Here is a 26,625-nt window from a genome sequence, read left to right as displayed (position 1 = left end):
GCCCGGCGACGCCCCTCAAAAAATCTACTCGAATAAGATGTGCGGCGACTTTAGCGATGCGCGGCGAGCGGCACCACATTGTTCGGCTGCTTGGCGCTGGACCCCAGGAAGCGCTTGATGTTGCGCGCCGCCTGCCGGATCCGGTGCTCGTTCTCGACCAGCGCGATGCGGACATGATCGTCGCCATGCTCGCCAAAGCCGATGCCCGGCGCCACCGCCACGTCGGCGTGCTCGATCAGGAGCTTGGAAAACTCAAGCGAGCCGAGATGCTTGAACGGCTCCGGGATCGGCGCCCAGGCGAACATCGAGGCAGCCGGTGCCGGAATGGTCCAGCCGGCGCGGCTGAAGGCGTCGACCATGACGTCGCGGCGCTTCAAATAGACCTCGCGCACTTCGGCGATGTCGGCGCCGTCGCCATTCAGCGCATGCGCCGCCGCCACCTGGATCGGCGTGAAGGCGCCGTAGTCGAGATAGGACTTCACCCGCGTCAACGCCGAGATCAGCCGCTCATTGCCGACGGCAAAGCCCATGCGCCAGCCGGGCATGGAGAAGGTCTTCGACATCGAGGTGAACTCGACGCAGACATCGATGGCGCCCGGCACTTGCAGCACCGAAGGCGGCGGATTGCCGTCGAAATAGATCTCCGAATAGGCAAGGTCCGACAGGATGATGATGTCGTTCTTCTTGGCGAAGGCGACCACGTCCTTGTAGAAATCGAGCGAGGCGACCAGCGCCGTCGGGTTCGACGGATAGTTGAGGATCAATGCCAGTGGCTTCGGGATCGAATGACGGACACCGCGCTCGATCGCCGGGATGAAGCCGTCATCCGGCTCGACCTGCAGCGAACGGATGACGCCGCCCGACATGATGAAGCCGAACGCATGGATCGGATAGGTCGGGTTGGGGCACAGGATCACGTCGCCCGGCGCGGTGATCGCCTGCGCCATATTGGCGAAGCCTTCCTTCGAACCGAGCGTCGCCACCACCTGCGTGTCGGGATTGAGCTTCACGCCGAAACGGCGCTGATAATAGGCGGCCTGGGCGCGGCGCAGACCTGGGATGCCGCGCGAGGAGGAATAGCGATGCGTGCGCGGATCGCGCACCACTTCGCACAATTTGTCGACGATCGCCTTCGGAGTCGGCAGGTCGGGATTGCCCATGCCAAGGTCGATAATGTCAGCGCCGCGCGAACGGGCGCTGGCCTTCAGCCGGTTGACCTGCTCGAACACGTAGGGCGGAAGCCGGCGGACCTTGTGAAATTCTTCCATGTCAGTTCCAGACGATTTAAGATTGGCTTCAGCACAGTTGGCTTGGCTAGGCGCCCTTGGCAAAGACCGCTTTCGGCGCGCGATATAGCCTTATTTGCAGGTAGGGTCGAGGGCGGGATCGCATTTGGCTTCGATCTGCTTCAGCGTGTCCTTGCCATGGTTCTTCGCCAGCGAATTCAGCGCCGCCGGGCTGGTGGACGGGGCACCGCCGCCGCCCTTGGCCACTTGCCCCTGCTGTTCGCCCTTCAACTGGGCAAGCTTGGCCTGCGTCTCCTCAGGGGTGAGTTGCTTTGCCGCCACCTGCGGTGGGATGTTGAGATTGGGATAAGAGCCGGTGTCCTGCGCGCCCTGGGTCAGGCCGACATTCATCCCGTTGCCGGTGTTGGCGCTCGTGCAGCCACTTGCCGCCAGCAGCCCTGGCGCCAGACAGGCGATTGCAACCGCGATGCGGCAAAAGCGGCCTGCCCCCGAAAAAATGGTCTTGCCGGTGTTAATCGTCATATTGTTTTCCTGGCAGCCGGGGTACAGCGCATTGGACCCGGTCAGATGTCCCATGATAATATGTCAAGAAAACGCCTCGGGAGGAACCCCGCGAGCCATGTCCAAAACACCTGATTCGAGCAAAGCGGAAGATGATCAATCTTCGACCGTGGAGCAATATCTGGTGAAAGACCCGGAACGCTTCGCGTTGAACATGGCGCGCATGGTCGAACAGGCCGGCAAAGCCGCCTCGGCCTGGGCCGAGCCGCGCGAAAAAGGCGAGGTGCGCGATCATGTCGCCGAACCCGTGGTCGACATGGTCAAAACCTTTTCCAAGCTCAGCGAATATTGGCTGGCCGACCCGCAACGCGCGCTGGAAGCGCAGACGCGACTGTTCGCCGGCTACATGACGGTCTGGGGCAACGCCATCCAGAAGGTTAGCCCGAATGCCGAAGCGCCGGACGATGCGGTCAAGCCCGAGCGCGGCGACAAGCGTTTTCAAGACCCCGAATGGGGTCGCAACGCTTTCTTCGATTTCCTCAAACAGGCCTATCTCGTCACCTCGCGCTGGGCGGCCGACCTGGTCGAGCACGCCGAAGGCCTCGACGACCACACCCGCCACAAGGCGAGCTTCTACGTCAAGCAGGTGTCCAATGCCATCTCGCCGTCGAACTTCATCCTGACCAATCCGGAGCTGTTTCGAGAAACCGTCGCCTCGAATGGAGAAAACCTGGTGCGCGGCATGAAGATGCTGGCCGAAGACATCGCCGCCGGCAAGGGCGACCTGAAGCTGAGACAAGCTGACTATTCGCCCTTCGAGATCGGCAAGAACGTCGCGACCTCTCCCGGCAAGGTGGTCGGCCGCAGCGATGTCGCCGAAATCATCCAGTACGATCCGACGACGGAGACGGTGCTCAAGCGCCCGCTGCTGATCTGCCCGCCCTGGATCAACAAGTTCTACATCCTCGATCTCAACCCGCAAAAGTCCTTCATCCGCTGGGCGATCGAGCAAGGCCATACCGTGTTCGTCATCTCCTGGATCAATCCCGACGAGCGGCACGGCGCCAAGGGCTGGGAAGCTTACATACGGGAGGGCCTGCAATACGGCCTCGACACGATCGAGAAGGCGACCGGCGAGAAAGAGGTCAACGCCATCGGCTATTGCGTCGGCGGCACGCTGCTGGCGGCCGCACTCGCACTGCTGGCACAGGAAGGCGACAACCGCATCAAATCGGCGACTTTCTTCACCACGCAGGTCGACTTCACCCATGCCGGCGACCTGAAAGTCTTCGTCGACGAGGACCAGGTGGCAGCGGTCGAGAAATCGATGAACGAAAAGGGCTACCTCGACGGCACCAAGATGGCGACCGCCTTCAACATGCTGCGCTCGGGCGACCTGATCTGGCCTTATGTCATCAACAATTACATGCGCGGCAAGGATCCCCTTCCCTTCGACCTGCTCTACTGGAACGCCGATTCCACCCGCATGGCGGCCGCCAACCACTCCTTCTACCTGCGCAACTGTTATCTCGAAAACAATCTGACGCGTGGCGTGATGGAACTCGCCGGCCGCACTTTGTCGCTGGCCGACGTCACCATCCCGGTTTACAACCTGGCGTCGAAGGAAGATCACATCGCGCCGGCCCTTTCCGTGTTTCTCGGCTCGCAATATTTCGGCGGTGACGTCGAGTTTGTGATGGCTGGTTCCGGCCACATTGCCGGTGTCGTCAACCCGCCGGCAGCCAAGAAATACCAGTACTGGACCGGCGGCAAACCGACAGGCGATTTTGACCAGTGGCTCGCCTCCGCGGTGGAGCATCCCGGCTCCTGGTGGACGCATTGGCAGCACTGGATCGAGACCCAGGACGACACCCTCGTTCCGGCCCGCAAACCCGGCAAGCACATGAAAACCCTGGGTGATGCCCCCGGCACCTATGTGAAGGTGCGTGTGTAACGGCCGGCACCTTTTGCAGGTGCCTGTGTGTAACGGAATGTAATGTCTGGTGAGTTGACGAGCCGGCAAAACGGGGCGAAATGGTGTCGTCAACCTTCAAGAAGCCTCAATTGGCCTCCAACGAGCAAATAATTCAGAGGCTTGCAGAATTGACACAAGTCTCGTTTCCGGTTTGGGAACACAAGGTTATTGGATGTGAACGTTTCGACGCCGCACCAATAGCAGGCCGACCGGACACCGAGGGGGAATTTAGTTTTGAAATCAGTAGGATCGCGTCTCGCGGGGAGAGAAGGTCGCACTATAGCGGCAGCGCTTTTCTCCGTGCTTCTGGCGTCCTGCACCTCCGCTGGCGACCCCACAATGTCCATCGGCATGCCTGGCTACAACGCGACCGCTTCTGACATCTCCGCGGCTTCCGGCGCCAGCCCTGCGGCGCCGGGCGATTCGACCGTGCAGGTCACATCCACCGGGCCGCAGATGATGATGACGGCAGCGGGCGATGCGACACTGCCCGAGCAGGTCGCCTATGTGCCGGTGGCCAAGCCCGGCACCGGCTTCCCGGTCAATGTTCCCGCCGGCTCCGAAACCATTGTCGGCCAGACGCCGCAGTCGCTGCAGCAGTCAGCACAGACGGCGGCCGCAACGGACGCCGTGGCGCAGAAGATCGCCGCCGCCGATGCCGGCGTGACCGCACCGAAAGCGACGGCAGCGGCGCCCGCGACCAACGAGGTCTACGTGACCGCCGCGCCCCAGCAGATCGACACGCCGAAGAAGGGCTTCCTGGCCTCACTGTTCAGCACCACGCCAACCTCGGCGGCACCTGCTCCGCTGGTCAACTCGCGCTCGGGCGAACAGCCTGCGGTTGCTGCCCAGAAGGCCGCCCCGGCAAAGCCGATCATCACGTTGGCCTCAGCCAGTTCGGCCGACAAGCCCTTGCAGCTTGCCTCGCTTGGCAACGAGAGCAACCACATCACCGGCAGCGATGCCTTGCCCGGCGTGCGCCAGACGGCGCTGTTCGAGATCAAGCGCAAATCCGGCCTCGACGACGAAAGCGACGTCGACCTGAACGAGGACGAGGGTTCGGGCGGCGCCTATCAGGTGGCTTCCGCCGCCGGCCTCGCCCGGCTGGCGCCCAACGGCCTGTTGAAGCAAAACGAGAGCGTCGACGTCGCCTGCCTGAAGCCGTCGCTGGTGCGTGTGCTGAAGACCATCGAAGGCCATTACGGCCGCAAGATGATGGTCACATCAGGCTACCGCGACCCGGCCCGCAACCGGCGCGCCAACGGCGCCAAGAATTCGCTGCACATGTATTGCGCCGCCGCCGACATCCAGGTTCCCGGCGTCTCCAAATGGGAACTGGCGAGCTACATCCGAACCATGCCCGGCCGCGGCGGCGTCGGCACCTACTGCCATACCGAATCCGTTCACGTCGACGTCGGCCCCGAGCGCGACTGGAACTGGCGCTGCCGCCGGCGGGGTTAGCATCCCCATTCGGCAAACGGGCCGAGGGGCCGTTAGCAGCCTGCCGTTTTTCCCGATTAGCTATCAGCGACGTTCGAGATTAGCCGAGGCACCCGCGACTTCGTCATCCTATGGCGAAGCAAGGCGCGCAGCGACGCAGCGCAGACCATAGGATGACGACTGCGCGGGGCGTTCAGGCTAATCTCCAAAGAGGTGCAATGACGCGAGGGCCAGAAACCCTGCGCAGGCTCACCAAACCGGGCCGTTTTCGCCCCTCTTGAAAAAAGTTTCCGCATCTGGCGGCTGATGGGTTGCCGGTTGGCAACAACGCAATTATAAGCCGCTTCGTCTGAGCGCGCCCATCGTCTAGCGGTTAGGACACCGCCCTTTCACGGCGGTAACAGGGGTTCGATTCCCCTTGGGCGTACCAGATCTTTCAAGAAAACAAGAGGCCTCGCGGCAGCCGCCGAACTAGCAGCGGCTGGAACGGTGGCGCGGCGAATCGGTTGAGACGGCGAACAGCGGCTCCCGTGCCGAGGTTTCCCTCGGCGCCTGCTCGCGGCAATCTCCGGCCACTCATCCTTGGTCGTGCGCCACCTGTGGCCAGCGCTGCAACGCCGCATGGCCGCCTTCGGTCAGCGCGTAGACGCCGCGCTCGGCCCTGGCGAACCAGCCATAGACATTGTCCAATAGGATGCTGGGCGCGCGCGGCGAAATCGCTTTCAGATCGCGCGGGCGTTTCGGCCCGTCGGTCATGGCTGCGGCGCAGGCCAGCGCATCCTGCCGGTAGGCGGTCATGATCGGCGCGCGCGAACCGCCGCCCACCANGAACCGCCGCCCACCACCGGGTCGCCGCGCCGGCGCCGGTGTTCCTCCATCAGCCGCGAGCGCCGCTTTGGATCGCGACGCGGCGGCAGAGCGGCCGGGCTGAGCAGCAATTCGACCTCCCCCTTGCCGCTGACAGCCAGAAGCCCGAAGCCGAGCCGCCGGCACAGCGCGCGAAAACGGCGGTCGTGCTCGCGGCCTTTGCCACGCGCCGACATGCGCGCGGCCAGCCACACTTCGTCGCATGCCGCGGCGCGATCGACACCTTGCAGCACCAGTTCGAGGTTGAACTGCAATTTCAGTTCGCAGATGACCAGCACAGGCGGCTCGCCGTCGCGCACCGCCACGATATCGCAGTGCCCGACTTCGCCCTTGACCGTGAATTCCAGGCTCTCGAGAAACCGCTTCACCGGGATGTAGAGAGACGTTTCCTGCATCGCGCAGGCATAGCCGATTCGGATCGGGTCGGCACAGGGATCGCCGAGAGGCCGACGCCTTGCGCTAAGCCGCCTTGAGACCCACTGTTTGGAAGGCGGCCGTCAGGCAGGTCTCCGGCATGATAGTCCCGCCATAGCGCTCGACGATTTCCTTGGCGATGACCGACGTCGCCAGGGCCGAGCGCGACCAGTATTTCATCGCCTGTCTCGCGTGCAACAAGGCGCTCGCCGTGGCTGGGACGGCACAATCGACAGCGTAAGACCCGAGATCCGTCGACGCCAAGACCGGTCCACGGTTGGCCACACAATGATGAGCGCGTGTGTTTTGAGGCTAGGGGCGGGTGCGCGTCCGGCGCTGCCCTGGTGCGGCATCGTCCGCCTTGAAATGCATCTCGTCCTGGACCGCGGCAAAAAACCGGCGGACATCGTTGGCCGCCGAAGCCGCATCGCAGCCGGCCGCGACCGCCTTGTCGAGGAGTTCGCGCGCCGTGGCCTTCCAGAACGACGTGGCCGTGTCGCCGTGCAGTCTGCCCAGCCTTGCGGCGACCTCGCGCACCAGCACGGTCTGCCGATCTAGCGGGAAGGTACGCACATTGGCTGAAGACATGTTCTGCACCATGAAACCGACGCAACGAATCAGACGCTGCTCTATGGCTCATGCCTAGCTGTGAAGTCGGAAACGGAACCTTAACGCCGCGGAGTCCGCGCCGATTGGAACGAGTCGGTTGGCCGGCCTCCAGGTCAAGCAGAACTCTAGACCCTCAGGCCCCTCGCCTCGCCGGCGCGCTTGGCCGTAACCATCATGTCCCTGGCCAGCAGGCCACTAACCCGGCAAAACGCCATGAAGGCGCGCCATGCGTCCTCAGTCTTGACCACATCCACCGTGGCCCCGAAACAGGCATTGAACGCCGCTTCATAGACCTTGCCCTGTCGCTTCTTTGGCCAGTCATGCAGGATATCCAGCGCCTGTTCGACGCTGTATATTTCCTCTACCGGCAGCCCGGGCGCGGGCGCGATGCGCACCGGCACCTCGAATTGCAATCTGTCCATTCTATATCTCCCGAACTGGCGTCGACCACAGCAACGCCGTTCGTCGTCAAAAGTTGCTTTGGCTGCTTTTGCGCGAAAATGTGTCGTCAGTGCGATCTCGGCATTCGGAGGAGATCGCGCACCTGGATGTCATCTGAGCGGCCGCGCAAGCCAGGAATATGGCCAGTATCAGTCCATTGCCGGCAGTTCTTCCTTGAACCTTGCGGCTTGCAGTGCCAAATCTGGGGAAATTTTCTAACGGGCTGGTATGCGCCGCCCGCTTACAGGCAAACGGACACTATGGTCACCTATCTCGACGCCGCCACGGCACCCCTCAGGAACACCGGCCAGATCCGCCTCTATGGCGAAGAAGGATTTTCCGGCATGCGCAAGGCCTGCGATCTCACCGCGCGCTGCCTCGATGAACTGGTGCCGATGGTCCAGCCGGGTGTCACCACCGAGACCATCGACCGTTTCGTCTTCGAATTCGGCATGGACCAAGGCGCGCTACCGGCGACGCTCAACTACCGCGGCTACACCAAATCGTCCTGCACCTCGATCAACCACGTCGTCTGCCACGGCATTCCAGACAACAAGCCGTTGAAGGATGGCGACATCGTCAACATCGACGTCACCTACATCCTCGACGGCTGGCACGGCGATTCCTCGCGCATGTATCCCGTCGGCACCATCAAGCGCGCCGCCGAACGCCTGCTCGAAGTCACCCACGAGTGCCTGATGCGCGGCATCGCGGCGGTCCGGCCCGGCGCCCGCACCGGCGCCATCGGCGCCGCCATCCAGACCTATGCCGAGGCCGAGCGCTGCTCGGTGGTGCGCGATTTCTGCGGCCACGGCGTTGGCCAGCTGTTCCACGACGCACCCAACATCCTGCACTATGGCACCGCCTCGGAAGGCGTCGAGATGCGGCCGGGCATGATCTTCACCATCGAGCCCATGATCAATCTTGGCCGGCCGCATGTGAAAGTGCTGTCGGACGGCTGGACGGCGGTGACGCGCGACCGCTCGCTGTCGGCGCAGTACGAACACACGATCGGCGTCACCGAAACTGGCTGCGAGATTTTCACCCTGTCGCCAAACAAGCTCGACCGCCCCGGCCTGCCTGCGGTCAGCTGAAAACAAGATCGCCTCAAGCCGCGGCTTTGAGGCGCCGTCGCCGAAAAAACTCGACCGCGCGCTGCTTACCGCTCTAATCTGCCGTCGAAGCCTTCGGGGAGTGTGGGGGATGGATGGGGAACAGCGGTGACGACGAACGGGGGTTCTTCTCCGAGCGGTGGCTTGAACCACCGGCGAAGGACAAGGCACCAAGAGACAAATCGACGGAGAAGCCACACTATCACGGCCATCGCGACCGATTGCGCGAGCGCTTCGTTGCCGGCGGCGCGGACGCCCTGCCCGACTACGAACTTCTCGAACTGCTGCTGTTTCGACTGATCCCGCGCGTCGACACCAAGCCGATCGCCAAGGCGCTTTTGGCGCGCTTCGGCACTTTTGGCGAAGTGCTTGGCGCACCGGTGGCGCTGCTGCAGGAGGTGAAGGGCATCGGCCCCGCCGTGGCGGTCGACCTGAAGGTGATTGCCGCTGCCGCGCAACGCATGGCGCGGACCGAGGTTCGCGACCGCGAGGTGCTGTCCAACTGGACGCAGCTTCTTGCGTACTGCCGCTCGGCGATGGCGTTCGAGAACCGCGAACATTTCCGCATCCTGTTCCTCGACAAGAAGAACGTGCTGATCGCCGACGAGGTACAGCAGGTCGGCACCGTGGACCACACGCCGGTCTATCCGCGCGAAGTGATCAAGCGCGCGCTCGAACTATCGGCCAGCGCCGTCATCCTGGTGCATAATCACCCGTCAGGCGATCCGACACCATCGCGTGCGGACATCGAAATGACCAAGCAGATCATCGACAGCGCCAAGCCGCTCGGCATCGCCGTCCACGACCACATCATCATCGGCAAGAAAGGCAATGCCTCGATGAAGGGCCTCCTGCTGATCTGAGCCCGACGCTCGCCGGCGCCGTCAACCCAAACGCCACCGCTCGCGAGCCAATCAGCAACATTCCGCTTTGGCTCAAATGCCCACGCTTGCGGTGTAGAGGTGATATTGCGACGGAAGCGCCCGTTTCGGCGACAATGTCGTAGACCCGCGAATACGAAGCAGCCAGTTCCCGACAGCAATTGCAGGAGATCTATTCAATGACGCTCGAATGCATAAATCCAAATGATCTGCCGATTCCGGAAATGTACTCCCAGGTCGTCGTTGCGACAAGAAGCAAGCTGGCGTTCGTCTCGGGCCAGCAGCCAGAAGACATACACGGCAAGCTCGTTGGCCATGGTGATTTCGCAGTCCAGGCGCGCCTGGCGTTCGGGAATCTCGGCCGAGCGCTTGCTGCCGCCGGCGCTCGGCCGGAGCAAGTCTGCAAGATCACGATCTACATCGTCGATTACAAACGCGACGAACACGTGCCGATCATCGAAGCGGCCCAGATCGAGCTGTTCGGCGATCACAAGCCGGCAAACGTAGTGGTGGGGATAGCGGTGATGTCTCCCGGCTACCTGATAGAGATCGATGCGATCGCGGTCATCGACCCGTAGGCCAAGCGAGGACGCGTCAAGTCGCCCAAACAAATCCCGGAGCTCGCTGCGAGATTGCCACGACCTTGATCTCTCCATCCATCCACGATCACATCGTCATCGGCAGGAATTGCGATGTCTCGATGAAGAGCCTGCTGCTCACCTGATCAACGTCGGAAACAGGAAACACGCAATGCCCCAGCCCGGCGACGAACCATGGCCGTTCGACAAGCAACGCGCAGCCCTTCTGGTCATCGACATGCAAAGCGACTTTGTCGATGAGGGCGCCGTCATGGAAGTGGCCATTGCCCGCCATCGCATTCCGGCGATGCGGCAGGTGGTCGAGCTTTGCCGCGCGCAAGGCGTCCCGGTTATCTACACCCAGCATGTGCTCAGCGACCATTTCGATATCTCGCCGCTGGAAACCGGCTATCAGCCGAAGCTGAAAACCAAAGGAATGCGGGAAGGCAGCGCCGGCGCCGAAAATCGTCGCCGCGCTTGCGCCCTTGCCTGGGGATGTCGTCATCAAGAAGCACCGCTACGATGCCTTTCCACAACACGCAGCTCGAGACCGTGTTGCGCAACATCCGTGGCGCAGGCCGGGTCGACACGGTGATCATCATCGGCACCGTGACCAGCATCTGCTGCGAATCCACCGCGCGGAGCGCCTTCATGCGCGAATACAAGGTGGCTTTCATCAGCGACGCCAATGGCGGACTGGACGAGGCATCGCACAATGCAACCCTCGACATCATAGGCAAGGTGTTCGGGCGCGTGATGACGGTTGCCGAGCTTGGGAACCTGTTGCGGAGTTGAACCCCAGCGTCAGCTGGCGTGCGTCTCAAGCTCCGGCGCCGAGCCTGCCCTCAAGAAGGTCGCGCCGCTGCTGCAATTCGCCGGAGACGAATTTGGTGAAGGCGTGGACGCGCGCCGTGCGGCGCAAATCGTCGTGCACCAGCACCCACAGCGCCGAGCCGATCTCCTCGATCAGCCCTCCGACCCTTACAAGCCCGGGCAGGCTGTCGCCGAGATAACAGGGCAGCGCCGCAACCCCGATTCCGGCGCCCGCCGCATGCGACATCGTCACCAGGGAATCGGCGCGCATGGCGATCTCGACATCGGGCAGGGACGACCGCATCCAGCGGGCGACGCCGGTGTTGGCCAGGCTGTCGTCGGGCGCGATCCAGCGCAGCGCACCCAATCTCGGCTCCGGGGGTAGCGTTTCGGCATAGGAACGTGTCGCGTAGGCGGCGAAGGCGACGCCCGAAATGCGCCGGCCGACCAGGATTTCCTGCGGTTGCGACACCGGCCTGATCGCCACGTCTGCATCCCTTTGCGTCAGGTTGGCGATGGAATTCTGCGTCATCGCCTCGACCCGTATGCCGGGATGGAGCTTATGAAACGCCGCCAGGATCGGCGGCAGCACCGATGCCATCAGCGTATCGGTGGTGGTGACCCGCAACCTGCCTTCGAACCTGAGATCCTGCCCCGACAGTTTGCGCGCCAGTTCATTGACCGTCTCGGCCATTGTGCGTGCCGCGCCCAGCAGTTCCTCGCCGCCCGCGGTGAGGGCATAGCCAGTCGGCAGCCGATCGAAAAGGCGGATACCCAGCCGCGCCTCGAAGGCGTTGACGCGCCGCAGCACAGTCGTGTGGTTCACGCCTAGGATCCGAGCCGCCGCCGCCAGCGAAGCGCCATCGGCGACGGCCAGCACCATGCGCAGATCTTCCCAGTCGATATCGCGTGAGCTGTGCATTCTTGCAGAAAGATAAAAGAAAGCGATGCGCTCTGCGAGTCAAAATGACGCTTCGCTGTGCAAAAACGCAGAGCAAGCGGGCGAATCGGCATGTCGATCTGCGCATGCACGCACGCCATATGGAGTCCGACGACAAAAGAAACAGTCGCGGAGAAGAGCAATGACGCCGATAGAACTCTACACCTGCCAGACACCCAACGGGCACAAGGCCTCGATCATGCTGGAAGAGGTCGGCCTGCCCTACTCGGTCCGCTTGGTCGACATCGAAAGGGGCGACCAGACCAAGCCTGATTTCCTGGCGCTCAATCCCAACAACAAGATCCCGGTGATCGTCGACCGGGACGCCGGCCGCACGGTCTTCGAATCCGGCGCCATCCTACACTACCTGGCGCGACGGTCGGGCAAGCTTCAGCCGGTGGGCGCGCAGGAGGCGGACGATACGCTGACCTGGACCTTGTTCCAGGCGGCCCATGTCGGCCCGACGCTTGGCCAATTGTGGAATTACAAAATCTTCGCGCCGGCAAAAATCCCTTACGTGATCGAGCGTTTTGAGCGCGAAACCGGACGTGTCTTCCGCGTTCTCGATAGCCGGCTCAAGCACCATGAGCACATTGTCTGCAAAAGCTACGGCATCGCCGATGTGATGACATGGCCATGGATCAACGCGGCCGTCACCAAGCTCGGCCTCAGCCTCGATGACACACCAAACCTGGCGCGCTGGTATGCGGCCATCGGCCGCCGCTCCGCAGTTGTCAGAGGGATCGCTGTTCCCGCCCTGCCGGAAGCGTCAGCGGCCGCTTAGATCATGATGAGATTTGGTTGAAATCTCATCATGACCTAACCCTTTGTTGGAGCATGATCTTTTCCAAAAACCGGCACCCACTTTTTGGGATCATGCCCTAGCCGCCGCACCCCGCATTCAAGGAATACGATCGTGGAAATCCTCTTCGTCCCTCTGGCGCTTGTCGCCGGTGGCCTGCTTGCGGTGCAAGCCGGCGCCAATGCCCAACTTTCAAAGGCGGTCGGCTCACCCTTTGCCGCGACCACGCTTCAGCTCGCGGTCGGCGCCATCGTGCTGTTGTCAATCATGGCCCTCACCGGAACGACACCGGCTCTGCTTGCCGTTCGGCAAGCCGAATGGTGGCATGCGATCGGCGGCATGGCTTCGGCCTTCTACGTCGTTTCGACCATTCTTGTGTTCCCTCGCCTTGGCGCCGTCGTGTCCGTCGGGCTCTTCATCGCCGGGCAGATGCTTGCATCCTTCGCCCTCGACACGTTCGGCTGGCTCGGGATCCCCGAAGCAGGACTGCGAGCCGGGCCTGCCTTCGGCATGCTCGTCTTGCTTGCCGGTGCTGCCCTCATCGTTCTGGGACAGAAGGGCGCGGCGGACAATCTGGCGCCCTCGAAACTCGGCTGGATCGGACTGGCGCTGCTGGCAGGCGCCGTGCTTCCGGTGCAAGGCGCTGTAAACGCCTTGCTTCGGCACGACCTTGGCGGCGCGCCATTTGCGGTCGGCACCATCTCGTTCCTGGTGGCGATGCTGGCCATGGCCGCGGTGCTTCTGATCACGCTTGCCTTGACGAAGACGCCCCGCCCTCGCCTCGCCGGCCTGTCGTCGATGCCCTGGTGGGGCTGGCTCGGAGGTTTTGCCGGCGCCACCTATGTCACGACCGTGTTCACTGCCATCCCCGTCATCGGAGCGGCAGCTGCCGTCAGCCTGACGGTGGCCGGCCAGCAGGTCGCCGGCATCTTAGTCGACACCTTCGGCTGGTTCCGCCTGCCGCAGCGGCTTGTCTCCGGCATGCGGCTCGCCGGCGTCGTGCTGCTTTTGGCCGGCTGCATCATCATCAAGGCGCTTTGATCCCGCTGGAACAAGGCAAGCCGAATCAAACCAGCCCCTGCCCTCCCTGATTTGGGGGGTCGGGTGTCGCTCCGGCGTCACCAACGAAGCAAGGTCCGGCGCCGCAGAAGCAATTTTTCGCTCCTTCCACAACCGGCTCTAGAATTTCGATCGCAAATCACGCATGATGCACTTGGTATTTTCCCGGGACGGCTTCGCGCCCCCTGAAATACCGGGAGGAACGGGACATGCCCATAGTGGTTGTACTCGTTTTGATCGTCGTGGGCTCGGTGTTGTTCCACTTCCTGAGCCCATGGTGGTGGACTCCGATTGCCTCGAATTGGGACTATATCGACAACACCATCATCATCACCTTTTGGATCACCGGCGTCGTCTTCGCCGCGGTCGTCCTATTCATGGCCTATTGCGTCTTCCGCTTCCGTCACCGCGAAGGCAACCAGGCGGCCTACGAACCGGAGAACAAGCGGCTCGAATGGTGGCTGACGATCGTCACCGGAGTGGGTGTTACCGCCATGCTGGTTCCCGGCCTGTTTGTCTGGAGCCGGTTCGTCAATGTTCCAAGCGACGCAACCGTGGTCGAAGTCGTCGGCCAGCAATGGCAGTGGAGTTTCCGCTTGCCCGGCAAGGACGGCAAACTCGGCACATCCGACACCCGCGACGTCACCGCTGAAAATCCGCTGGGCGTGATCGCCAAGGATCCCAGCGGCCAGGACGACGTCGTGGTCGAAGCGGCCGACCTGCATCTGCCGGTCGGCAAGCCGGTCAAGATGCTGCTGCGCTCGATCGATGTGTTGCACGATTTCTACGTTCCGGAATTCCGCGCCAAGATGGACATGATACCGGGCTCGGTCACCTATTTCTGGTTCACCCCCACCAAGACCGGGACCTTCCAGGTTCTGTGCGCCGAACTGTGCGGCCAGGGGCATCCGATGATGCATGGCATCGTCATGGTCGATACCGAGCAGGACTATGTGGCCTGGCTCGACCAGCAGCAGACGTTCGCGCAGTTGTCGGCGCCGCAGCAGACGGGCTCGGTGGAACAGGCGCCGGGCAACGCGACGGCGTCAGCTCTAGAAGTTGCGGCAAAACTCGAAACTGTCGGGTCCCGCTGAAGGGCACGGAGGTGCTCCGCCTATGGTCGATATCACGCCTGCAGATGCCGTCCCGCCCGCCGAAGTCGCGGAAATGGAGCTTTACCATCCGCACAGCTGGTGGACGAAGTATGTGTTCTCGCAGGACGCCAAGGTCATCGCCATCCAGTATTCGGCGACCGCAACGGCCATCGGCCTGGTCGCGCTGGTGCTGTCCTGGCTGATGCGGCTGCAGCTCGGCTTCCCCGGCACGTTCGATTTCATCACCCCCGAGGCCTACTACCAGTTCATCACCATGCACGGCATGATCATGGTGATCTACCTGCTCACGGCACTCTTCCTCGGCGGCTTCGGCAACTACCTGATCCCGCTGATGGTCGGAGCCCGCGACATGGTCTTTCCCTATGTCAACATGTTGAGCTACTGGATCTACCTCCTTGCCGTGCTGGTGCTGGTGTCGAGCTTCTTTGCGCCCGGCGGACCGACCGGCGCCGGCTGGACGCTCTATCCGCCGCAAGCCATCATGACCGGCACACCTGGCGGCCAGGAATGGGGCATCATCCTGATGCTCGTCTCGCTGATCCTGTTCATCATCGGCTTCACCATGGGCGGTCTGAACTATGTCGTGACGGTGCTGCAGGCCCGCACGCGCGGCATGACGATGATGCGCCTGCCGCTGACCGTCTGGGGCATCTTCACCGCCACCGTCATGGCGCTGCTCGCCTTTCCGGCGCTGTTCGTCGCCTGCGTGATGATGCTGCTTGACCGCGCGCTTGGAACCTCCTTTTTCATGCCCGCGGTCGTCGAGATGGGGGAACAGCTACAGCACAATGGCGGCAGCCCGATCCTGTTCCAGCATCTGTTCTGGTTCTTCGGCCACCCGGAAGTCTACATCGTGGCGCTGCCGGCCTTCGGCATCGTCTCCGATCTGATCAGCACGCATGCGCGCAAGAACATTTTTGGCTACCGGATGATGGTCTGGGCCATCGTTGGCATCGGCGCGCTGAGCTTCGTGGTCTGGGCGCACCACATGTATGTCAGCGGCATGCACCCCTATTTCGGCTTCTTCTTCGCCACCACGACACTGATCATCGCCATCCCGACGGCGATCAAGGTCTACAATTGGGTGCTGACGCTGTGGCGGGGCGACATCCATCTCACCATACCGATGCTGTTTGCCATGGCTTTCATCGTCACCTTCGTCAATGGCGGGTTGACCGGGCTGTTTCTCGGCAACGTCGTCGTCGACGTCCCGCTGTCGGACACGATGTTCGTCGTCGCTCACTTCCATATGGTCATGGGTGTTGCTCCGATCGTCGTCATCTTCGGCGCGATCTACCACTGGTACCCGAAGGTCACCGGCCGGATGCTGAACGAGACGCTCGGCCGGTTCCATTTCTGGGTCACATTTCTCGGCGCCTACCTGATCTTCTTTCCCATGCATTACATCGGCCTGATGGGCGTGCCGCGGCGCTATGCCGAACTGACCGACGTGACGGTCATGACGGAGTCGGCGCATCACCTGAACTCGTTCATCAGCATCATGGCGTTTATCGTCGGCTTCGCCCAGATCGTCTTCCTGTTCAATCTTATCTGGAGCATCCGCCATGGGCGCGAGGCCGGTGGCAATCCATGGCGAGCCACGACACTCGAATGGCAAACGCCGCAGACGCCACCGGCGCATGGCAATTTCGGCAAGGATCTGCCGATCGTCTATCGCTGGGCCTATGACTACAGCGTGCCGGGCGCCAAGGAGGACTTCATTCCGCAAAACATGCCGGGCACGTTCGGCCCCTCCAGGGAGCCGGCATGAGCGTCATCCTGGTCTTCCTTCTCGTGATCGCCGGCTTTGCCGGCTGGTGGCTCTCGCATCAGCGGCTGATGGCGAAACCATGGCTCGAGCAAGGTGTGGCAGGAGATTTTGTCGCCTTCGACCGATCGAGCCTGCCGACCGCCAAGATTGGCCTCGGTGTCTTCCTCGCCGTGGTCGGCTGCCTGTTTGCGCTGTTCACCAGCGCCTACTTCATGCGTATGGCGCTGTCGGACTGGCAGCCGCTGCCCATCCCACGCCTGCTCTGGCTCAACACCGGCATGCTGGTGCTGAGCAGCGTTGCCCTGCAATGCGCCTCGATCGCGGCGCGCAAGCGCCAGATGGACACGGTCAGGCTCGGCCTTGCCGCGGCTGGGCTCACCGCGATCGCCTTCCTCATCGGGCAGCTCATGGCATGGCGGGACCTGACCGCCGATGGCTATTTTCTGGCCTCCAATCCGGCCAACAGTTTTTTCTACCTGATAACCGGGATGCACGGCCTGCATATAGTGGGAGGGCTGGTGGGCCTGGGCAGGACAACCGCCGGCGCCTGGAACGGGGCACGGCCGGAACGGCTTCGCCTCAGCGTCGAATTATGCGCCATGTACTGGCATTTCCTGCTTTTCGTCTGGCTCGCCATCTTCGCTCTTTTAGCCGGCTGGGCCGCGACGTTCATCGATATTTGCCGGCAGTTGCTGACCTAGGAGGTCGAGGAGCATGGCAGAAACGACACTGACGCATACCGGCCAAACGGAGACGCGGCCCGCAGGCTGGCAAGGCATTGCCGCCGACTGGTCCTCGGATCAGCGCGCGTTCAAGAACGTGTCCTGGGGCAAGGCCATGATGTGGATCTTCCTGCTCAGCGACACCTTCATCTTCGGCTGCTTCCTGCTCTCCTACATGACCGCGCGCGTCTCCACACGTGTGCCGTGGCCCAATCCGAGCGAGGTCTTTGCGCTTCGCATCGGCGGTTCGGACATTCCACTGATCCTGATTGCCATCATGACCTTCGTGCTGATATCGAGCAGCGGAACGATGGCCATGGCGGTCAATTTCGGCTATCGCCGCGACCGCCGCAAAACCGCAATCCTCATGCTTCTGACGGCAGCGCTAGGAGCCACCTTCGTCGGCATGCAAGCCTTCGAATGGACCAAGTTGATCACCGAAGGGGTACGGCCGTGGGGCAATCCCTGGGGCGCGGCACAATTCGGCTCGACTTTCTTCATGATCACCGGCTTCCACGGCACGCATGTGACGATCGGGGTGATCTTCCTCATCATCGTGGCGCGAAAGGTCTGGCGTGGAGACTACGACGTCGGTCGTCCCGGCTTCTTCACCAGCCGCAGGGGTCGCTACGAGAACGTCGAAATCATGGGGCTCTACTGGCATTTCGTCGACCTGGTCTGGGTGTTCATTTTCGCATTCTTCTATCTTTGGTGAGAGGCTGACATGGCTGAAGCAACCGCAAACGGCCTCGGGCAACACGCGCTGCACTCTGATCATGCGCATGAAGTGCCACCGACCGGCGTCGCGGAGGTTCATCAGGAACATCCGATCAAGCTCTATCTGGTGGTCTGGGCATGGCTGTTCATCCTCAGCGCCTGCTCCTACATGGTCGATTATCTCGGCATCCACGGCTATCTCAGATGGTCTCTGATCCTGATCTTCATGATCCTCAAGGCCGGGCTGATCGTCGCCGTGTTCATGCACATGGCCTGGGAGCGGCTGGCGCTGACCTATGCGATCATCCTGCCGCCGCTTCTGATATTGGTGTTCGTGGCGATGATGCTCTTCGAAGCGGACTACACGCTTCTCACCCGGTTGTCCTTCTTCGGACCGGGGCCCTGACGCACAGTCTTCATCTCCGGTCAAAGACCGGAGATGAAGCTTCCCATCAGCTGATCTGCGGGGTCAGAGGCCGACCCGCGTCGGGGACGATGGCGGCTCCACAACCTTGCGGTAGACATGCCAGGTGGCGTGACCCAGGATCGGCAGCACGACCGCCAGCCCGGCAAACACCGGCAGCGAGCCTATGATCAGGGCGACGGCGACAATCAGTCCCCAGACAGCCATGGGGATCGGGTTCGCCAGCACCGCTCGCACCGACGTGTGGATGGCTTCGTAGGCGCCGACATCGCGGTCGAGCAGCAATGGGAAGGCGACAACCGTCGTGCACAACACCACCGCGGCGAAGACGAAGCCGATGGCGTGCCCCAGGACAATCAGAGACCAGCCGCGTCCGGTGGCAAATATTTCATTGATGAAGCCCGAAATCGATACAGGCGGAGCCGGGCCGAAGAGATATTCGTAGAACACCTGCGCCGCCAAAAGCCAGGCGATGAAGATTGCAACCAGCATGATCCCGACTGCGGCGATGGCTGGCAGGGCCGGAGAATTCCTGACCTCGAAAGCGTGCGTCCAGGAGGTGTCGAGCCCGGCTTCTCGTCTGCGGCTGATCTCATAGAGGCCGATCGCCGCGAATGGACCTATCAGCGCAAAGCCGGACACCAGCGGAAACAACATCGGCAACGCATTGGCACCCGAAGTCCAGGCAGCGAGCACCACGCCGACAAGCGGATAGATCAGGCAGAGAAAGACGATGTGCGACGGTTTGACCATAAAATCGTCAACACCGCGCTTGAGCGCATGGAAAAGATCGGAAACACTGATTTTTCGGATTTTGGTGTGTTCCAGCGTTTCGCTGGCGCCTGCAATCACGTGAAAACTTGTCATGCCCGTTCCTCCAGACCAGGTCCGGCAAGGTCGCGGTATCACGGTGCTGCCGTTCTGCATGACTGGCCACGCGAACCGCGACCTGCACCGCAATCAATATACTCCATTGACTGGAGCTTGTCGCCCGTTCTTACAAAAGGCTCCCGGAAGGCGAAGTTTCCGAACACAGCGTCATGCCGTCACCCTCCGGCTGACATGAACGCGCGCATCGCGATGGTATCGGCAAGCAGCACGGCAAAGATCGCGAAAAGATAGAAGATCGAATAGGCAAACAGCGCCTTGGCCGGCTTCATCTCCTTGTCGAGCATGACCAGGGCGTTCCAGGCATGCCAGATGAAACCCGCGCCCAACGCAGCCGAAACAATCCCATAGACCCCGCTCGTAAATCCGAACGCCCAGGGCAGCACTCCGATCGGTGCCAGAAGCAGTGAATAGGCGAAGATCTGCCTTCTGGTCGAGGCCTGGCCGGCCACGTTCGGCATCATCGGGATGCCGGCAGCGGCATAGTCGCCGGCCTTGAACAGTGCGAGCGCCCAGAAATGCGGCGGCGTCCACAGGAAAATGATCAGGAACAGGATCAGGCTTTCAATGCCGATGGCGCCGGTGGCCGCCGCCCAGCCGATCATCGGAGGAAGGGCACCCGCTGCGCCGCCGATGACGATGTTCTGCGGCGTCGAGCGCTTCAGCCACATCGTATAGATGACGACGTAGAAAAAGATTGTGAAGGCCAGCAGTGACGCGGCAAGCCAGCCCACCAGCACGCCGAGCGTCATGACCGAAAGTGCGGAAAGCACCAGGCCGAAGCCGAGCGCTTCGCCGGCCGTGACGCGGCCCGACGGAACCGGCCGCTTTGACGTGCGCGACATCAGCGCGTCGATGTCGGCGTCGTACCACATGTTGAGCGCGCCGGCCGCTCCCGCTCCAACCGCAATCGCACCTATGGCGATCACGGCGATGACCGGGTTCATCGCGCCGGGCGCCACCATCAGACCGACGAAGGCGGTAAAGACGGCAAGGGCCATGACCCGAGGCTTCAAGAGCGCAAAGAAATCACTGGCCGTCGCTTCCGAGAGGCGGACGCCGGTATCCTTGAGGCTTTCCTTGACCGACATTTGAGACGACCATCGATGGAAACCGGGCAGCCTAGAGCAATTCCAGGAAAAGTGTATGCGGTTTTCCGTCCGGAATTGCGTAAGAACAAAGAGATCGAGCGGATCGCGTTTCCGTGAAACGGTGAAACGCTCTGGCCGGCCGAAGAGCCAAGTTACGGGGAAAATTGCTTCAGATAGGCGATGACGTTGGCGACGTCCTCGTCCTTCTTGAGGCCGGGAAACGCCATCTTCGTCCCTTTGACCATTGCCTTGGGGTCGTGAAGATACGTCGTCAGTGTCGGCTCATCCCATTTGACGCCGGATGTGCCGGCCGCGATCATGGCTTCGGAATATTTAAAATCCGGATGCGTGCCGGCCGTCCGGCCGATAACGCCATGCAACGAAGGGCCTATCTTGTTGGTGTCTTGGTCTGCGACGTGGCAGACCTTGCATTTGGTGAAGACCTTCTCGCCCGCCGCGGCGTCCTGTGCCCGCGATGGATTGGCGATGAAAGTTGCAACGGAAACGACGGCGAAAAACGCAACCAAGCGCATGGCATTCCTCCCTGATCGTCAAATTTGCCTGAGACGGTCTGCACATGCCGGTAGCACCAGCATGCGCCCTGCACGGCAGAATAGATTCTCCGCTCCTCCCCAGATGGAATTGCGGCACTTGTGTACCACAGAATCTGGCCGGTAGGTAGAACAGGTCGACCGTACAAAGGTTCAGGTGGGCTGCGGTGGCTCAAGGCACATCCGCCACAACGAAAAAGGCCGCCTCGAGGGCGGCCTTTTCTGATCTTGTCGTCAGGCGCTTATTCGGCGTCCTTGGCGGCCTTCTTCTTCGGGGCTGCCTTCTTCTTCGGCTTTTCCGCGTCGTCGGCCTTTTCAGCCTTGTCGGCCTTCTTGGCAGCGGCCTTCTTCGCCGGCTTGGCCTTGGCTGTATCGCCCTCTTCGTCGTCAGCCATCAGCTCTTCCTTGCTGACCTTGACGTCGATGACCGAGATCTGGCTGAGCAGATGGTCGACGACCTTCTCCTCGAACATCGGCGCGCGCAGCGTGTTCAGGGCTTCCGGATTGCTGCGATAGAACTCGAAGGCTTCCTGCTGCTGGTTGGCCGGGTAGCGGCGCACCTGCTCGAACAGGCCGCGCTGCAGTTCCTCGTCGGAAACGGTGACGCCGGCCTTCTCGCCGATCTCGGCCAAAACCAGGCCGAGACGCACGCGGCGCTCGGCAAGCCGCAGATATTCGGCGCGTGCCTCTTCTTCCGTCGTCTCCTCGTCGGCGAAGGTACGGCCGGCGGCTTCGAGATCGCGGTTGACCTGGGTCCAGATGTTGTTGAACTCGGCATCGACGAGCTTCGACGGCGCCTCGAACGAATAGGCCGCGTCAAGCTGGTCGAGCAGCTGACGCTTGACCTTCTGGCGCGTCATCGAGCCGAACTGGTTCTCGATCTGGCCGCGCACCACGTCGCGCAGGCGCTCCAGCGATTCCAGGCCGAGGTTCTTGGCCATCTCGTCGTTGATTTCCAGCGCGCCGGGCTTGGACACTTCCTTGACGGTGACGTCGAAGGTGGCTTCCTTGCCGGCCAGATGCGCGGCCTGGTAGTTTTCCGGGAAAGTGACCGTGACCTGCTTCTCGTCGCCGGCCTTGGCGCCGATCAGTTGGTCCTCGAAGCCCGGAATGAATTCCTTGGACCCCAGAACCAGCGGCTGGTCGGTGCCGGCGCCGCCGGAAAAGGCCTCGCCGTCGATCTTGCCGACATAGTCGATCGAAACGCGATCGCCTTCGGCGGCCGCCTTGCCGGTCTTCGGCTCGAAGCTTCGCGCCGATTCGGCAACGCGCTGGACCTGCTCGTCGATCTCGCTGTCCGGCACTTCGAATACCTGGCGCGTCACCTTGATGTCGGAGAAATCCTTGATCTCGATCGCCGGGATGACCTCGTAGTTGAGGCGGAATTCGAAGTCGGCGCCGCCGGCCAGGATCTTCTCGGCCTCTTTCTCGTCTTCCGTCATGATCACTTCAGGCTGCATGGCGGCCTTTTCGCCGCGCCCCGTGATGATCGAACGGGTCGAATCGTTGAGGATCTCGTTGACCACTTCGGCCATGAACGACTTGCCGTAGACCTTGCGCAAATGCTGCACAGGCACCTTGCCGGGACGGAAGCCGTTGATGCGGACCTTGTTCCTGGCGTCGGACAGCCGCGCCATCAGCTTGGCTTCCATATCACCGGCCGGCACGGTGATCTTGATCTCGCGCTTGAGACCGGAGTTGAGCGTTTCGGTGACCTGCATCGTAAAACCTTTATCTTCACCAAAGAGGCTGCCACGGCGTCTTGCCGTTCACAGCCTGCCGGTACAATCTTGCCGGGAATGGCTTTTGGTACGGAACCTGGCGATTTGACCGAAATTACGGCTCAAATTGTTCCAAACTGCGTTCCAAGATGTGAATAAGTTCTTGTTTTTCCTACTTCTTATCACATTCTGCAGAAGCGGATCGGCACGTCCCGTCACATTTGACACGCCTTTTGTCACAGGCGAGGCCAATTTTCAACCATCTTCGCGTTGCAGCGAATGACCGCCCCAACGGCAGACATTTTCGCCCCGACATTGACAGAATGATGGCTACATGGGATTGCCGACAAATGCGGATGTGGCGGAACTGGTAGACGCCCTGGATTTAGGTTCCAGTGCCGAAAGGCGTGGGGGTTCGAGTCCCTTCATCCGCACCACCCTTCACTCTATCGGGCTTCGGGTGGCAGGCCACCTGAGAGCTTGTTAGAGCGAAAGGTGTCCTCCGAAGCCTTGGCGCAGCAGGACTGGCGGCGACGGCCTATACTTCAAACACCTTGCCGGTGAACCACTCGGCCAGCTTTGCCAGCTCCGGTCCCAGCACGCGGTCATCCTCGACCGGCGGCACGATCTTCCTGATATCCGCGACAAAATCCTGCAATGCCGGCGGCGCGGCGCGTTCAGTGACGTACAGGGCCTGCGAGGCGATCATGGCCAGCATCGCGATCGCCGCGTCGAGGCAGCGGCCGGCGGTCGCTTCCTTGGTCCAGGCGAAGAAAGCGGTCGTGGCGACGTCATCCTGGCCGGCGCCGGCCGATTCGGTGCCTGGAATGAAGGTGCGCTGCGCCGCCAGCTTGGCTTGTTCGAGATAACCGGTGATCGCCATCGGGACATAGCCGACATTGCCGTGGCCGTCGCTGTCGGCCCAATGCCGCCCGGTCATCAACAGGTCGGGCAGCAGCGACACCTTGCCGTTCAGCAGCTTTGAGGCGTGGCGGTCGCAGAGCAGGCAGAGATCGGCCCAGATCGCCGCCAGATCGTCGAGCGCCGGCGTCGCCATGGCATTGTGATAGCCGCCGGTCGAGATGCAGCGCCCCAGCGGGTGCGCCGCGTCGGGCGGGATATAGACTGGATTGTCCGAGATCGAGGCCAGCGATACGGTCGCCGCCTGCTCGGCGCCGGCCAGCGCCCGATGCGCATGGCCGAGCACACGTGGCACGATGCGGTAGCTGACCGGCGCCTGATAATTGCGCCGTCCATCCCCTGCGCCGACCAGAAACTGCCGCAACCCTTGCAAGGCGGCCGCTTCGTGTTCGTCGCCCCAGAGCCCGTCGAGCGCTGCATCATAATGCTCGAGCGGCGCACGAAACGCTTCGATCGACAGCGCGAACACCTTGTGCGCCATGGCGAGGCGACGACGCGCGGCAAGTGCTGCGTCCGCCACCAGTGCCGCCGCGCAGGGCGAGCCGTTGATCAGCGAACCGCGCTCCTTCACCTCAAGCTCAAGGCTGGCGGTAAGCGCAGCAAACAGCGGATAGAGCGCCAGGATCTCGCCGGCGCCACCCTGCCCTTGCGACGGCACCACCGGCATCGGGCCGCCGTCGAGCATCGCCGCGACCGCCCGTGCGATGCGCGGCGTGGTCGCGGCATTGCCTTCGATAAAGTTGGTCAGCCGCGCCAACACGATCGCCCTTACGACGCGCTCAGGCAATGGCTCACCGAACGATGTGGCGGCAGCAAAAGCCTTGATGCGCGCATGGCGGTCGCGCTCGTCAAGTTCGAGCTTGCGGCTTGCCAGCTCGCCCATCGCGGTGGTGACGCCGTAGATGACCGGCGGCGGATCGGACTCAATGAGTTTCAGGAACGAGGCGCGGCATTCGGCAATGCGTTGCAAGGCCTTGTCGCCGATTTCGACCGTGTCGTTTCTCCAGGCGACGCGCAAAACGGCATCGAGATTGATATCTTCGCGCGTCGTCACCGTAATCGGCATTGTCTTCGCCCGTCTGGTTTGCATGAGGGCGAAGCGATCGATCGTTGCCGAAATCCATGCCCTGGGTAATGTCTTCTAGTAGAGCGGTTCCTCAAACAATGTCTTGTCGCCGTCCATCAGCGCCTTGATCTGTGCCTGGCCACTGGCGGCGAGCGCGATGCGCACGCCGAATGGCCGCACCCGCATGTCGTTCTGGATCGCCATGCCCTGGCCCTCAGGTAGGTAGAAGCGGTCGATGCCGTATTGCGGTGCGATCGTGGATTCAGGATCAAGCGTCCAGCCCGGCGCGACCTGGCCGACAATATCGGCTTCGTCGGCGGTCGCCGGCGTCGGAGCCTTGCCGAACCAGGCCGTGGTCGCATGCCAATAGCCGTCGGCACCCGGCTTCAGCCGGACCACGATCGGCGTGTTCTCGCTCACGAGCTGGCCGGCCGGGATGTTGGCGATCAGCTTCACCGGCAAGCGCGATATTTCATAGCCGAGGATAATATAGTCGCCGCGCAGCAGATCGCGCGGATCGACCGGCTCGACTTTCAGCAAGACCTCCTTGCCGTTGCGCAGGATCGCCGCGCGGCCGGCGATGATCCAGCTCAGGAAGCCGATCTGGACGAGCGCCAGGACCAGCGCCGAGATGACAAGTTTCTTTCCCGACATCATGCTGCCGCTCCTTCCGGGGCCTTCATGCGTTTTTCCACACGGATGATGACGAGAGCCAGGATGCCGAACAGCACTGCGGCAGCCAGGAAGAAGCCGGCCGTGCCGAGCATCGTCTGCAAGGTCACGACATAGATAATGGCGAGCTCGAAGGCAAAGCCGGCATAGGCAACCCAGCGCAGCCCCCTGCTCTCGCGCCCGCCCAGCATGATCGCCGCGGCAATGCCGGCCAGTGCGATGACCGACGCAATGGCAAAGCCGTTGCTGAAGGCGTTGTCATCGCCCAGTTCGATCTGCATCATCGCCAGCCCGGTGAGAAAGCCGATCAAGGCGTGCAAAGGCAACCGCCCGCCGAGCTGCAAGATCCGGTCGGCCGGCCCAGCGGCGAAGATCGAAACCGCAAACAGCAGCGCCGACACCACGACGAGAGGAATAGCCAGGGCGAGCGTGTTCTGGTCCAGGCCGCGCACCGCGATATAGAAAATGACCGAGAGAATGATCAGGTGGCGTGCCGGCTGGCTGCGCGTCCACAACGAGACGACAAAAAGCACCGGCGCCATGATAACGAAGAAATCCGGAAATACGGGGCGGTCATAAAAGTCGAACGCGCGCACGAACAGCCAGGCAACGGATATGCCGACGGCAGCGACCGTCAGCGGGTTCGAGCGCAACGCCACCGCGGCTAATGCCGTGCCGATGCCCCAGGTGACGATGGCCGAGGCTTCGTCACCCGTGAGATGGTACATCTGGCCGATCAGCGCGATCGATCCGCCGAAGGCCGCGGCGGCCACGATCCACAGCGCCTCGCCGATCGCCGCATGGTCGCGCATCTTCAACACCGCGCCGCCGACATAGCCGGCGAGAATGACGGCAAACAGCGCCGCGACCCGCACCAGCCGCGGGATCGCGTCCCAGTTGGCGGCGACGAAGAGCAGGATCGCGGCGCCGAACAGCAGCGCTGCCATCATGGCCAATATAGTGCCGAAGCTCAGCGATTTGCGCTCGTTTGCGTCGATGTCGCGCTTAAGCGCATCGGCCGTCTTCGCGTCGATCAGGCCAGCCTGCAGCCACCGCCCGATATCGGCCCTCGCCCGTGACGAATAACTCGCCATGCCGCTTCTCCCCCAGCTTGGTCTTTCTGACAGCCGATCCGCTCAAATCGTTGACGCAACGTCATTTTCCGATTCGGGTTTCTTCATGACGAAGCCGTGAACGCGCGTTAATGTTGCATTGCACAATTTGCATTGCTGCCATGCGTCAACAGCACTTTTAAATCGATATAACCCAGCCTATTTACTGTTCGTA

At 62.1% G+C, this 26,625-nt stretch carries 27 protein-coding genes, 2 tRNA genes and 1 pseudogene; 15 read left to right on the top strand and 15 right to left on the bottom strand.

The genetic code is table 11. The features are described from left to right. Window positions 1–50 precede the first annotated feature (50 nt). Complete coding sequence (locus X733_RS158125; protein WP_023818134.1) at window positions 51–1,268, bottom strand: LL-diaminopimelate aminotransferase; 1,218 nt, start codon at window positions 1,266–1,268, stop codon at window positions 51–53. Window positions 1,269–1,358: 90 nt separating this feature from the next. Further along, window positions 1,359–1,769 (bottom strand): hypothetical protein, encoded by a 411-nt coding sequence (locus X733_RS158130; RefSeq protein WP_023818133.1) that lies wholly within the window; start codon window positions 1,767–1,769, stop codon window positions 1,359–1,361. A gap of 97 nt (window positions 1,770–1,866) precedes the next feature. On the opposite strand from X733_RS158130, the gene phaC reads away from it, so the two are divergent. The 3 genes from phaC (at window position 1,867) to X733_RS158145 (ending at window position 5,593) form a co-directional block, all read left to right on the top strand. Then, window positions 1,867–3,702: a class I poly(R)-hydroxyalkanoic acid synthase gene (phaC, locus tag X733_RS158135; RefSeq protein ID WP_023818132.1), complete on the top strand. Its 1,836-nt coding sequence runs from the start codon at window positions 1,867–1,869 to the stop codon at window positions 3,700–3,702. 360 nt (window positions 3,703–4,062) lie between these two features. Beyond that, a complete protein-coding gene (locus tag X733_RS158140) occupies window positions 4,063–5,184 on the top strand; it encodes a YcbK family protein (RefSeq protein ID WP_245274391.1) in 1,122 nt (373 codons plus the stop codon). Window positions 5,185–5,518: 334 nt separating this feature from the next. Further along, window positions 5,519–5,593 (top strand) — tRNA-Glu (locus X733_RS158145). A 146-nt stretch (window positions 5,594–5,739) separates the two neighbouring features. Here X733_RS158145 and X733_RS01000000165950 read toward each other — a convergent pair. From X733_RS01000000165950 to X733_RS158155, 4 genes and pseudogenes are all read right to left on the bottom strand, one after another. Next, window positions 5,740–6,425, bottom strand: a pseudogene (locus X733_RS01000000165950) (DUF2161 family putative PD-(D/E)XK-type phosphodiesterase). A gap of 64 nt (window positions 6,426–6,489) precedes the next feature. Further along, a complete protein-coding gene (locus X733_RS1000000169430) occupies window positions 6,490–6,645 on the bottom strand; it encodes a hypothetical protein (protein ID WP_155924160.1) in 156 nt (51 codons plus the stop codon). Between the two features lie 111 nt (window positions 6,646–6,756). Continuing rightward, on the bottom strand, window positions 6,757–7,032 hold the full coding sequence (locus X733_RS158150) for a DUF6074 family protein (RefSeq protein WP_023681621.1): 276 nt from the start codon (window positions 7,030–7,032) through the stop codon (window positions 6,757–6,759). A 146-nt stretch (window positions 7,033–7,178) separates the two neighbouring features. Then, complete coding sequence (locus X733_RS158155; protein WP_023667653.1) at window positions 7,179–7,475, bottom strand: DUF982 domain-containing protein; 297 nt, start codon at window positions 7,473–7,475, stop codon at window positions 7,179–7,181. A gap of 279 nt (window positions 7,476–7,754) precedes the next feature. On the opposite strand from X733_RS158155, the gene map reads away from it, so the two are divergent. The 3 genes from map (at window position 7,755) to X733_RS158170 (ending at window position 10,065) form a co-directional block, all read left to right on the top strand. Continuing rightward, the gene (map, locus tag X733_RS158160; protein ID WP_023818129.1) at window positions 7,755–8,588 is read left to right on the top strand and encodes a type I methionyl aminopeptidase; all 834 of its coding nucleotides are present in this window, start codon (window positions 7,755–7,757) and stop codon (window positions 8,586–8,588) included. 113 nt (window positions 8,589–8,701) lie between these two features. Further along, complete coding sequence (gene radC, locus X733_RS158165; RefSeq protein WP_023681624.1) at window positions 8,702–9,469, top strand: DNA repair protein RadC; 768 nt, start codon at window positions 8,702–8,704, stop codon at window positions 9,467–9,469. 197 nt (window positions 9,470–9,666) lie between these two features. Then, window positions 9,667–10,065 carry a RidA family protein gene (locus tag X733_RS158170; protein WP_023818128.1) on the top strand — a complete coding sequence of 133 codons (399 nt, stop codon included), beginning with the start codon at window positions 9,667–9,669 and terminating at the stop codon, window positions 10,063–10,065. Window positions 10,066–10,153: 88 nt separating this feature from the next. Here X733_RS158170 and X733_RS1000000171285 read toward each other — a convergent pair whose 3' ends face one another. After that, window positions 10,154–10,570 (bottom strand): hypothetical protein, encoded by a 417-nt coding sequence (locus X733_RS1000000171285; RefSeq protein ID WP_023818127.1) that lies wholly within the window; start codon window positions 10,568–10,570, stop codon window positions 10,154–10,156. On the opposite strand from X733_RS1000000171285, the gene X733_RS1000000171280 reads away from it, so the two are divergent. After that, complete coding sequence (locus X733_RS1000000171280; protein ID WP_348625855.1) at window positions 10,543–10,860, top strand: isochorismatase family protein; 318 nt, start codon at window positions 10,543–10,545, stop codon at window positions 10,858–10,860. The two genes, X733_RS1000000171285 and X733_RS1000000171280, sit on opposite strands and share 28 nt — an antisense overlap. 25 nt (window positions 10,861–10,885) lie before the next feature. Here the strand turns inward: X733_RS1000000171280 and X733_RS158185 are convergent, their stop codons facing one another. Beyond that, entirely contained in the window at window positions 10,886–11,800 is a 915-nt protein-coding gene (locus X733_RS158185; protein WP_023667658.1) for a LysR family transcriptional regulator, read from the bottom strand. A gap of 160 nt (window positions 11,801–11,960) precedes the next feature. On the opposite strand from X733_RS158185, the gene X733_RS158190 reads away from it, so the two are divergent. The 7 genes from X733_RS158190 to X733_RS158220 all read left to right on the top strand — a co-directional run bounded on the left by X733_RS158190 (window position 11,961) and on the right by X733_RS158220 (window position 18,410). Further along, the gene (locus X733_RS158190; protein WP_031193118.1) at window positions 11,961–12,602 is read left to right on the top strand and encodes a glutathione S-transferase N-terminal domain-containing protein; all 642 of its coding nucleotides are present in this window, start codon (window positions 11,961–11,963) and stop codon (window positions 12,600–12,602) included. 132 nt (window positions 12,603–12,734) lie between these two features. Beyond that, window positions 12,735–13,661: a DMT family transporter gene (locus X733_RS158195; RefSeq protein WP_023818124.1), complete on the top strand. Its 927-nt coding sequence runs from the start codon at window positions 12,735–12,737 to the stop codon at window positions 13,659–13,661. Window positions 13,662–13,888: 227 nt separating this feature from the next. Next, entirely contained in the window at window positions 13,889–14,773 is an 885-nt protein-coding gene (locus tag X733_RS158200) for a cytochrome c oxidase subunit II (protein WP_023667661.1), read from the top strand. Between the two features lie 22 nt (window positions 14,774–14,795). Next, a complete protein-coding gene (ctaD, locus tag X733_RS158205; RefSeq protein ID WP_023681631.1) occupies window positions 14,796–16,565 on the top strand; it encodes a cytochrome c oxidase subunit I in 1,770 nt (589 codons plus the stop codon). Next, complete coding sequence (locus X733_RS158210; RefSeq protein ID WP_023688233.1) at window positions 16,562–17,266, top strand: cytochrome c oxidase subunit 3; 705 nt, start codon at window positions 16,562–16,564, stop codon at window positions 17,264–17,266. Before ctaD ends, X733_RS158210 begins: the two co-directional genes overlap by 4 nt. A gap of 13 nt (window positions 17,267–17,279) precedes the next feature. After that, window positions 17,280–18,002, top strand: coding sequence for a heme-copper oxidase subunit III family protein (locus X733_RS158215; RefSeq protein ID WP_023667664.1), 723 nt, complete (start codon window positions 17,280–17,282; stop codon window positions 18,000–18,002). Window positions 18,003–18,011: 9 nt separating this feature from the next. Continuing rightward, the gene (locus X733_RS158220; RefSeq protein ID WP_023818123.1) at window positions 18,012–18,410 is read left to right on the top strand and encodes a cytochrome C oxidase subunit IV family protein; all 399 of its coding nucleotides are present in this window, start codon (window positions 18,012–18,014) and stop codon (window positions 18,408–18,410) included. Between the two features lie 63 nt (window positions 18,411–18,473). Here the strand turns inward: X733_RS158220 and X733_RS158225 are convergent, their stop codons facing one another. From X733_RS158225 to tig, 4 genes are all read right to left on the bottom strand, one after another. Beyond that, window positions 18,474–19,295, bottom strand: coding sequence for a DUF2189 domain-containing protein (locus X733_RS158225; protein ID WP_023818122.1), 822 nt, complete (start codon window positions 19,293–19,295; stop codon window positions 18,474–18,476). Window positions 19,296–19,474: 179 nt separating this feature from the next. Next, entirely contained in the window at window positions 19,475–20,407 is a 933-nt protein-coding gene (locus X733_RS158230) for a heme o synthase (protein WP_023818121.1), read from the bottom strand. Window positions 20,408–20,559: 152 nt separating this feature from the next. Next, window positions 20,560–20,940, bottom strand: a complete 381-nt coding sequence (locus X733_RS158235) for a cytochrome c family protein (protein WP_023667668.1) — start codon at window positions 20,938–20,940, stop codon at window positions 20,560–20,562. A gap of 260 nt (window positions 20,941–21,200) precedes the next feature. After that, complete coding sequence (gene tig / locus X733_RS158240) at window positions 21,201–22,679, bottom strand: trigger factor (RefSeq protein WP_023818120.1); 1,479 nt, start codon at window positions 22,677–22,679, stop codon at window positions 21,201–21,203. Window positions 22,680–23,031: 352 nt separating this feature from the next. On the opposite strand from tig, the gene X733_RS158245 reads away from it, so the two are divergent. Next, window positions 23,032–23,116: transfer RNA gene (locus X733_RS158245), tRNA-Leu, on the top strand. 101 nt (window positions 23,117–23,217) lie between these two features. Here X733_RS158245 and X733_RS158250 read toward each other — a convergent pair. From X733_RS158250 to X733_RS158260, 3 genes are all read right to left on the bottom strand, one after another. After that, window positions 23,218–24,666 (bottom strand): aromatic amino acid lyase, encoded by a 1,449-nt coding sequence (locus X733_RS158250; protein WP_031193117.1) that lies wholly within the window; start codon window positions 24,664–24,666, stop codon window positions 23,218–23,220. A 75-nt stretch (window positions 24,667–24,741) separates the two neighbouring features. Beyond that, entirely contained in the window at window positions 24,742–25,323 is a 582-nt protein-coding gene (locus X733_RS158255; RefSeq protein WP_023697610.1) for a GDYXXLXY domain-containing protein, read from the bottom strand. Next, complete coding sequence (locus tag X733_RS158260; RefSeq protein ID WP_023667672.1) at window positions 25,320–26,432, bottom strand: DUF2157 domain-containing protein; 1,113 nt, start codon at window positions 26,430–26,432, stop codon at window positions 25,320–25,322. The genes X733_RS158255 and X733_RS158260 overlap by 4 nt, the downstream gene beginning before the upstream one ends. Window positions 26,433–26,625 lie beyond the last annotated feature (193 nt).

It is taken from the genome of Mesorhizobium sp. L2C066B000 (assembly GCF_000502335.1).
Classification (GTDB): domain Bacteria; phylum Pseudomonadota; class Alphaproteobacteria; order Rhizobiales; family Rhizobiaceae; genus Mesorhizobium.
This window is presented reverse-complemented; position numbering and strand designations above follow the sequence as displayed.

Coding starts and splice junctions, on each gene's coding strand:
- X733_RS158130 (WP_023818133.1), bottom strand. CDS start 1,769: ATGACGATTAACACCGGCAAGACCATTTTTTCGGGGGCAGGCCGCTTT.
- X733_RS158125 (WP_023818134.1), bottom strand. CDS start 1,268: ATGGAAGAATTTCACAAGGTCCGCCGGCTTCCGCCCTACGTGTTCGAG.
- X733_RS158235 (WP_023667668.1), bottom strand. CDS start 20,940: ATGCGCTTGGTTGCGTTTTTCGCCGTCGTTTCCGTTGCAACTTTCATC.
- X733_RS158210 (WP_023688233.1), top strand. CDS start 16,562: ATGAGCGTCATCCTGGTCTTCCTTCTCGTGATCGCCGGCTTTGCCGGC.
- map (WP_023818129.1), top strand. CDS start 7,755: ATGGTCACCTATCTCGACGCCGCCACGGCACCCCTCAGGAACACCGGC.
- X733_RS158140 (WP_245274391.1), top strand. CDS start 4,063: ATGTCCATCGGCATGCCTGGCTACAACGCGACCGCTTCTGACATCTCC.
- X733_RS158225 (WP_023818122.1), bottom strand. CDS start 19,295: ATGACAAGTTTTCACGTGATTGCAGGCGCCAGCGAAACGCTGGAACAC.
- X733_RS158255 (WP_023697610.1), bottom strand. CDS start 25,323: ATGATGTCGGGAAAGAAACTTGTCATCTCGGCGCTGGTCCTGGCGCTC.
- X733_RS158215 (WP_023667664.1), top strand. CDS start 17,280: ATGGCAGAAACGACACTGACGCATACCGGCCAAACGGAGACGCGGCCC.
- X733_RS158260 (WP_023667672.1), bottom strand. CDS start 26,432: ATGGCGAGTTATTCGTCACGGGCGAGGGCCGATATCGGGCGGTGGCTG.
- X733_RS158230 (WP_023818121.1), bottom strand. CDS start 20,407: ATGTCGGTCAAGGAAAGCCTCAAGGATACCGGCGTCCGCCTCTCGGAA.
- ctaD (WP_023681631.1), top strand. CDS start 14,796: ATGGTCGATATCACGCCTGCAGATGCCGTCCCGCCCGCCGAAGTCGCG.
- X733_RS158220 (WP_023818123.1), top strand. CDS start 18,012: ATGGCTGAAGCAACCGCAAACGGCCTCGGGCAACACGCGCTGCACTCT.
- X733_RS1000000171285 (WP_023818127.1), bottom strand. CDS start 10,570: ATGACGACATCCCCAGGCAAGGGCGCAAGCGCGGCGACGATTTTCGGC.
- X733_RS158185 (WP_023667658.1), bottom strand. CDS start 11,800: ATGCACAGCTCACGCGATATCGACTGGGAAGATCTGCGCATGGTGCTG.
- X733_RS158155 (WP_023667653.1), bottom strand. CDS start 7,475: ATGGACAGATTGCAATTCGAGGTGCCGGTGCGCATCGCGCCCGCGCCC.
- phaC (WP_023818132.1), top strand. CDS start 1,867: ATGTCCAAAACACCTGATTCGAGCAAAGCGGAAGATGATCAATCTTCG.
- X733_RS158150 (WP_023681621.1), bottom strand. CDS start 7,032: ATGTCTTCAGCCAATGTGCGTACCTTCCCGCTAGATCGGCAGACCGTG.
- X733_RS158250 (WP_031193117.1), bottom strand. CDS start 24,666: ATGCCGATTACGGTGACGACGCGCGAAGATATCAATCTCGATGCCGTT.
- tig (WP_023818120.1), bottom strand. CDS start 22,679: ATGCAGGTCACCGAAACGCTCAACTCCGGTCTCAAGCGCGAGATCAAG.
- X733_RS158190 (WP_031193118.1), top strand. CDS start 11,961: ATGACGCCGATAGAACTCTACACCTGCCAGACACCCAACGGGCACAAG.
- X733_RS158200 (WP_023667661.1), top strand. CDS start 13,889: ATGCCCATAGTGGTTGTACTCGTTTTGATCGTCGTGGGCTCGGTGTTG.
- radC (WP_023681624.1), top strand. CDS start 8,702: ATGGGGAACAGCGGTGACGACGAACGGGGGTTCTTCTCCGAGCGGTGG.
- X733_RS158170 (WP_023818128.1), top strand. CDS start 9,667: ATGACGCTCGAATGCATAAATCCAAATGATCTGCCGATTCCGGAAATG.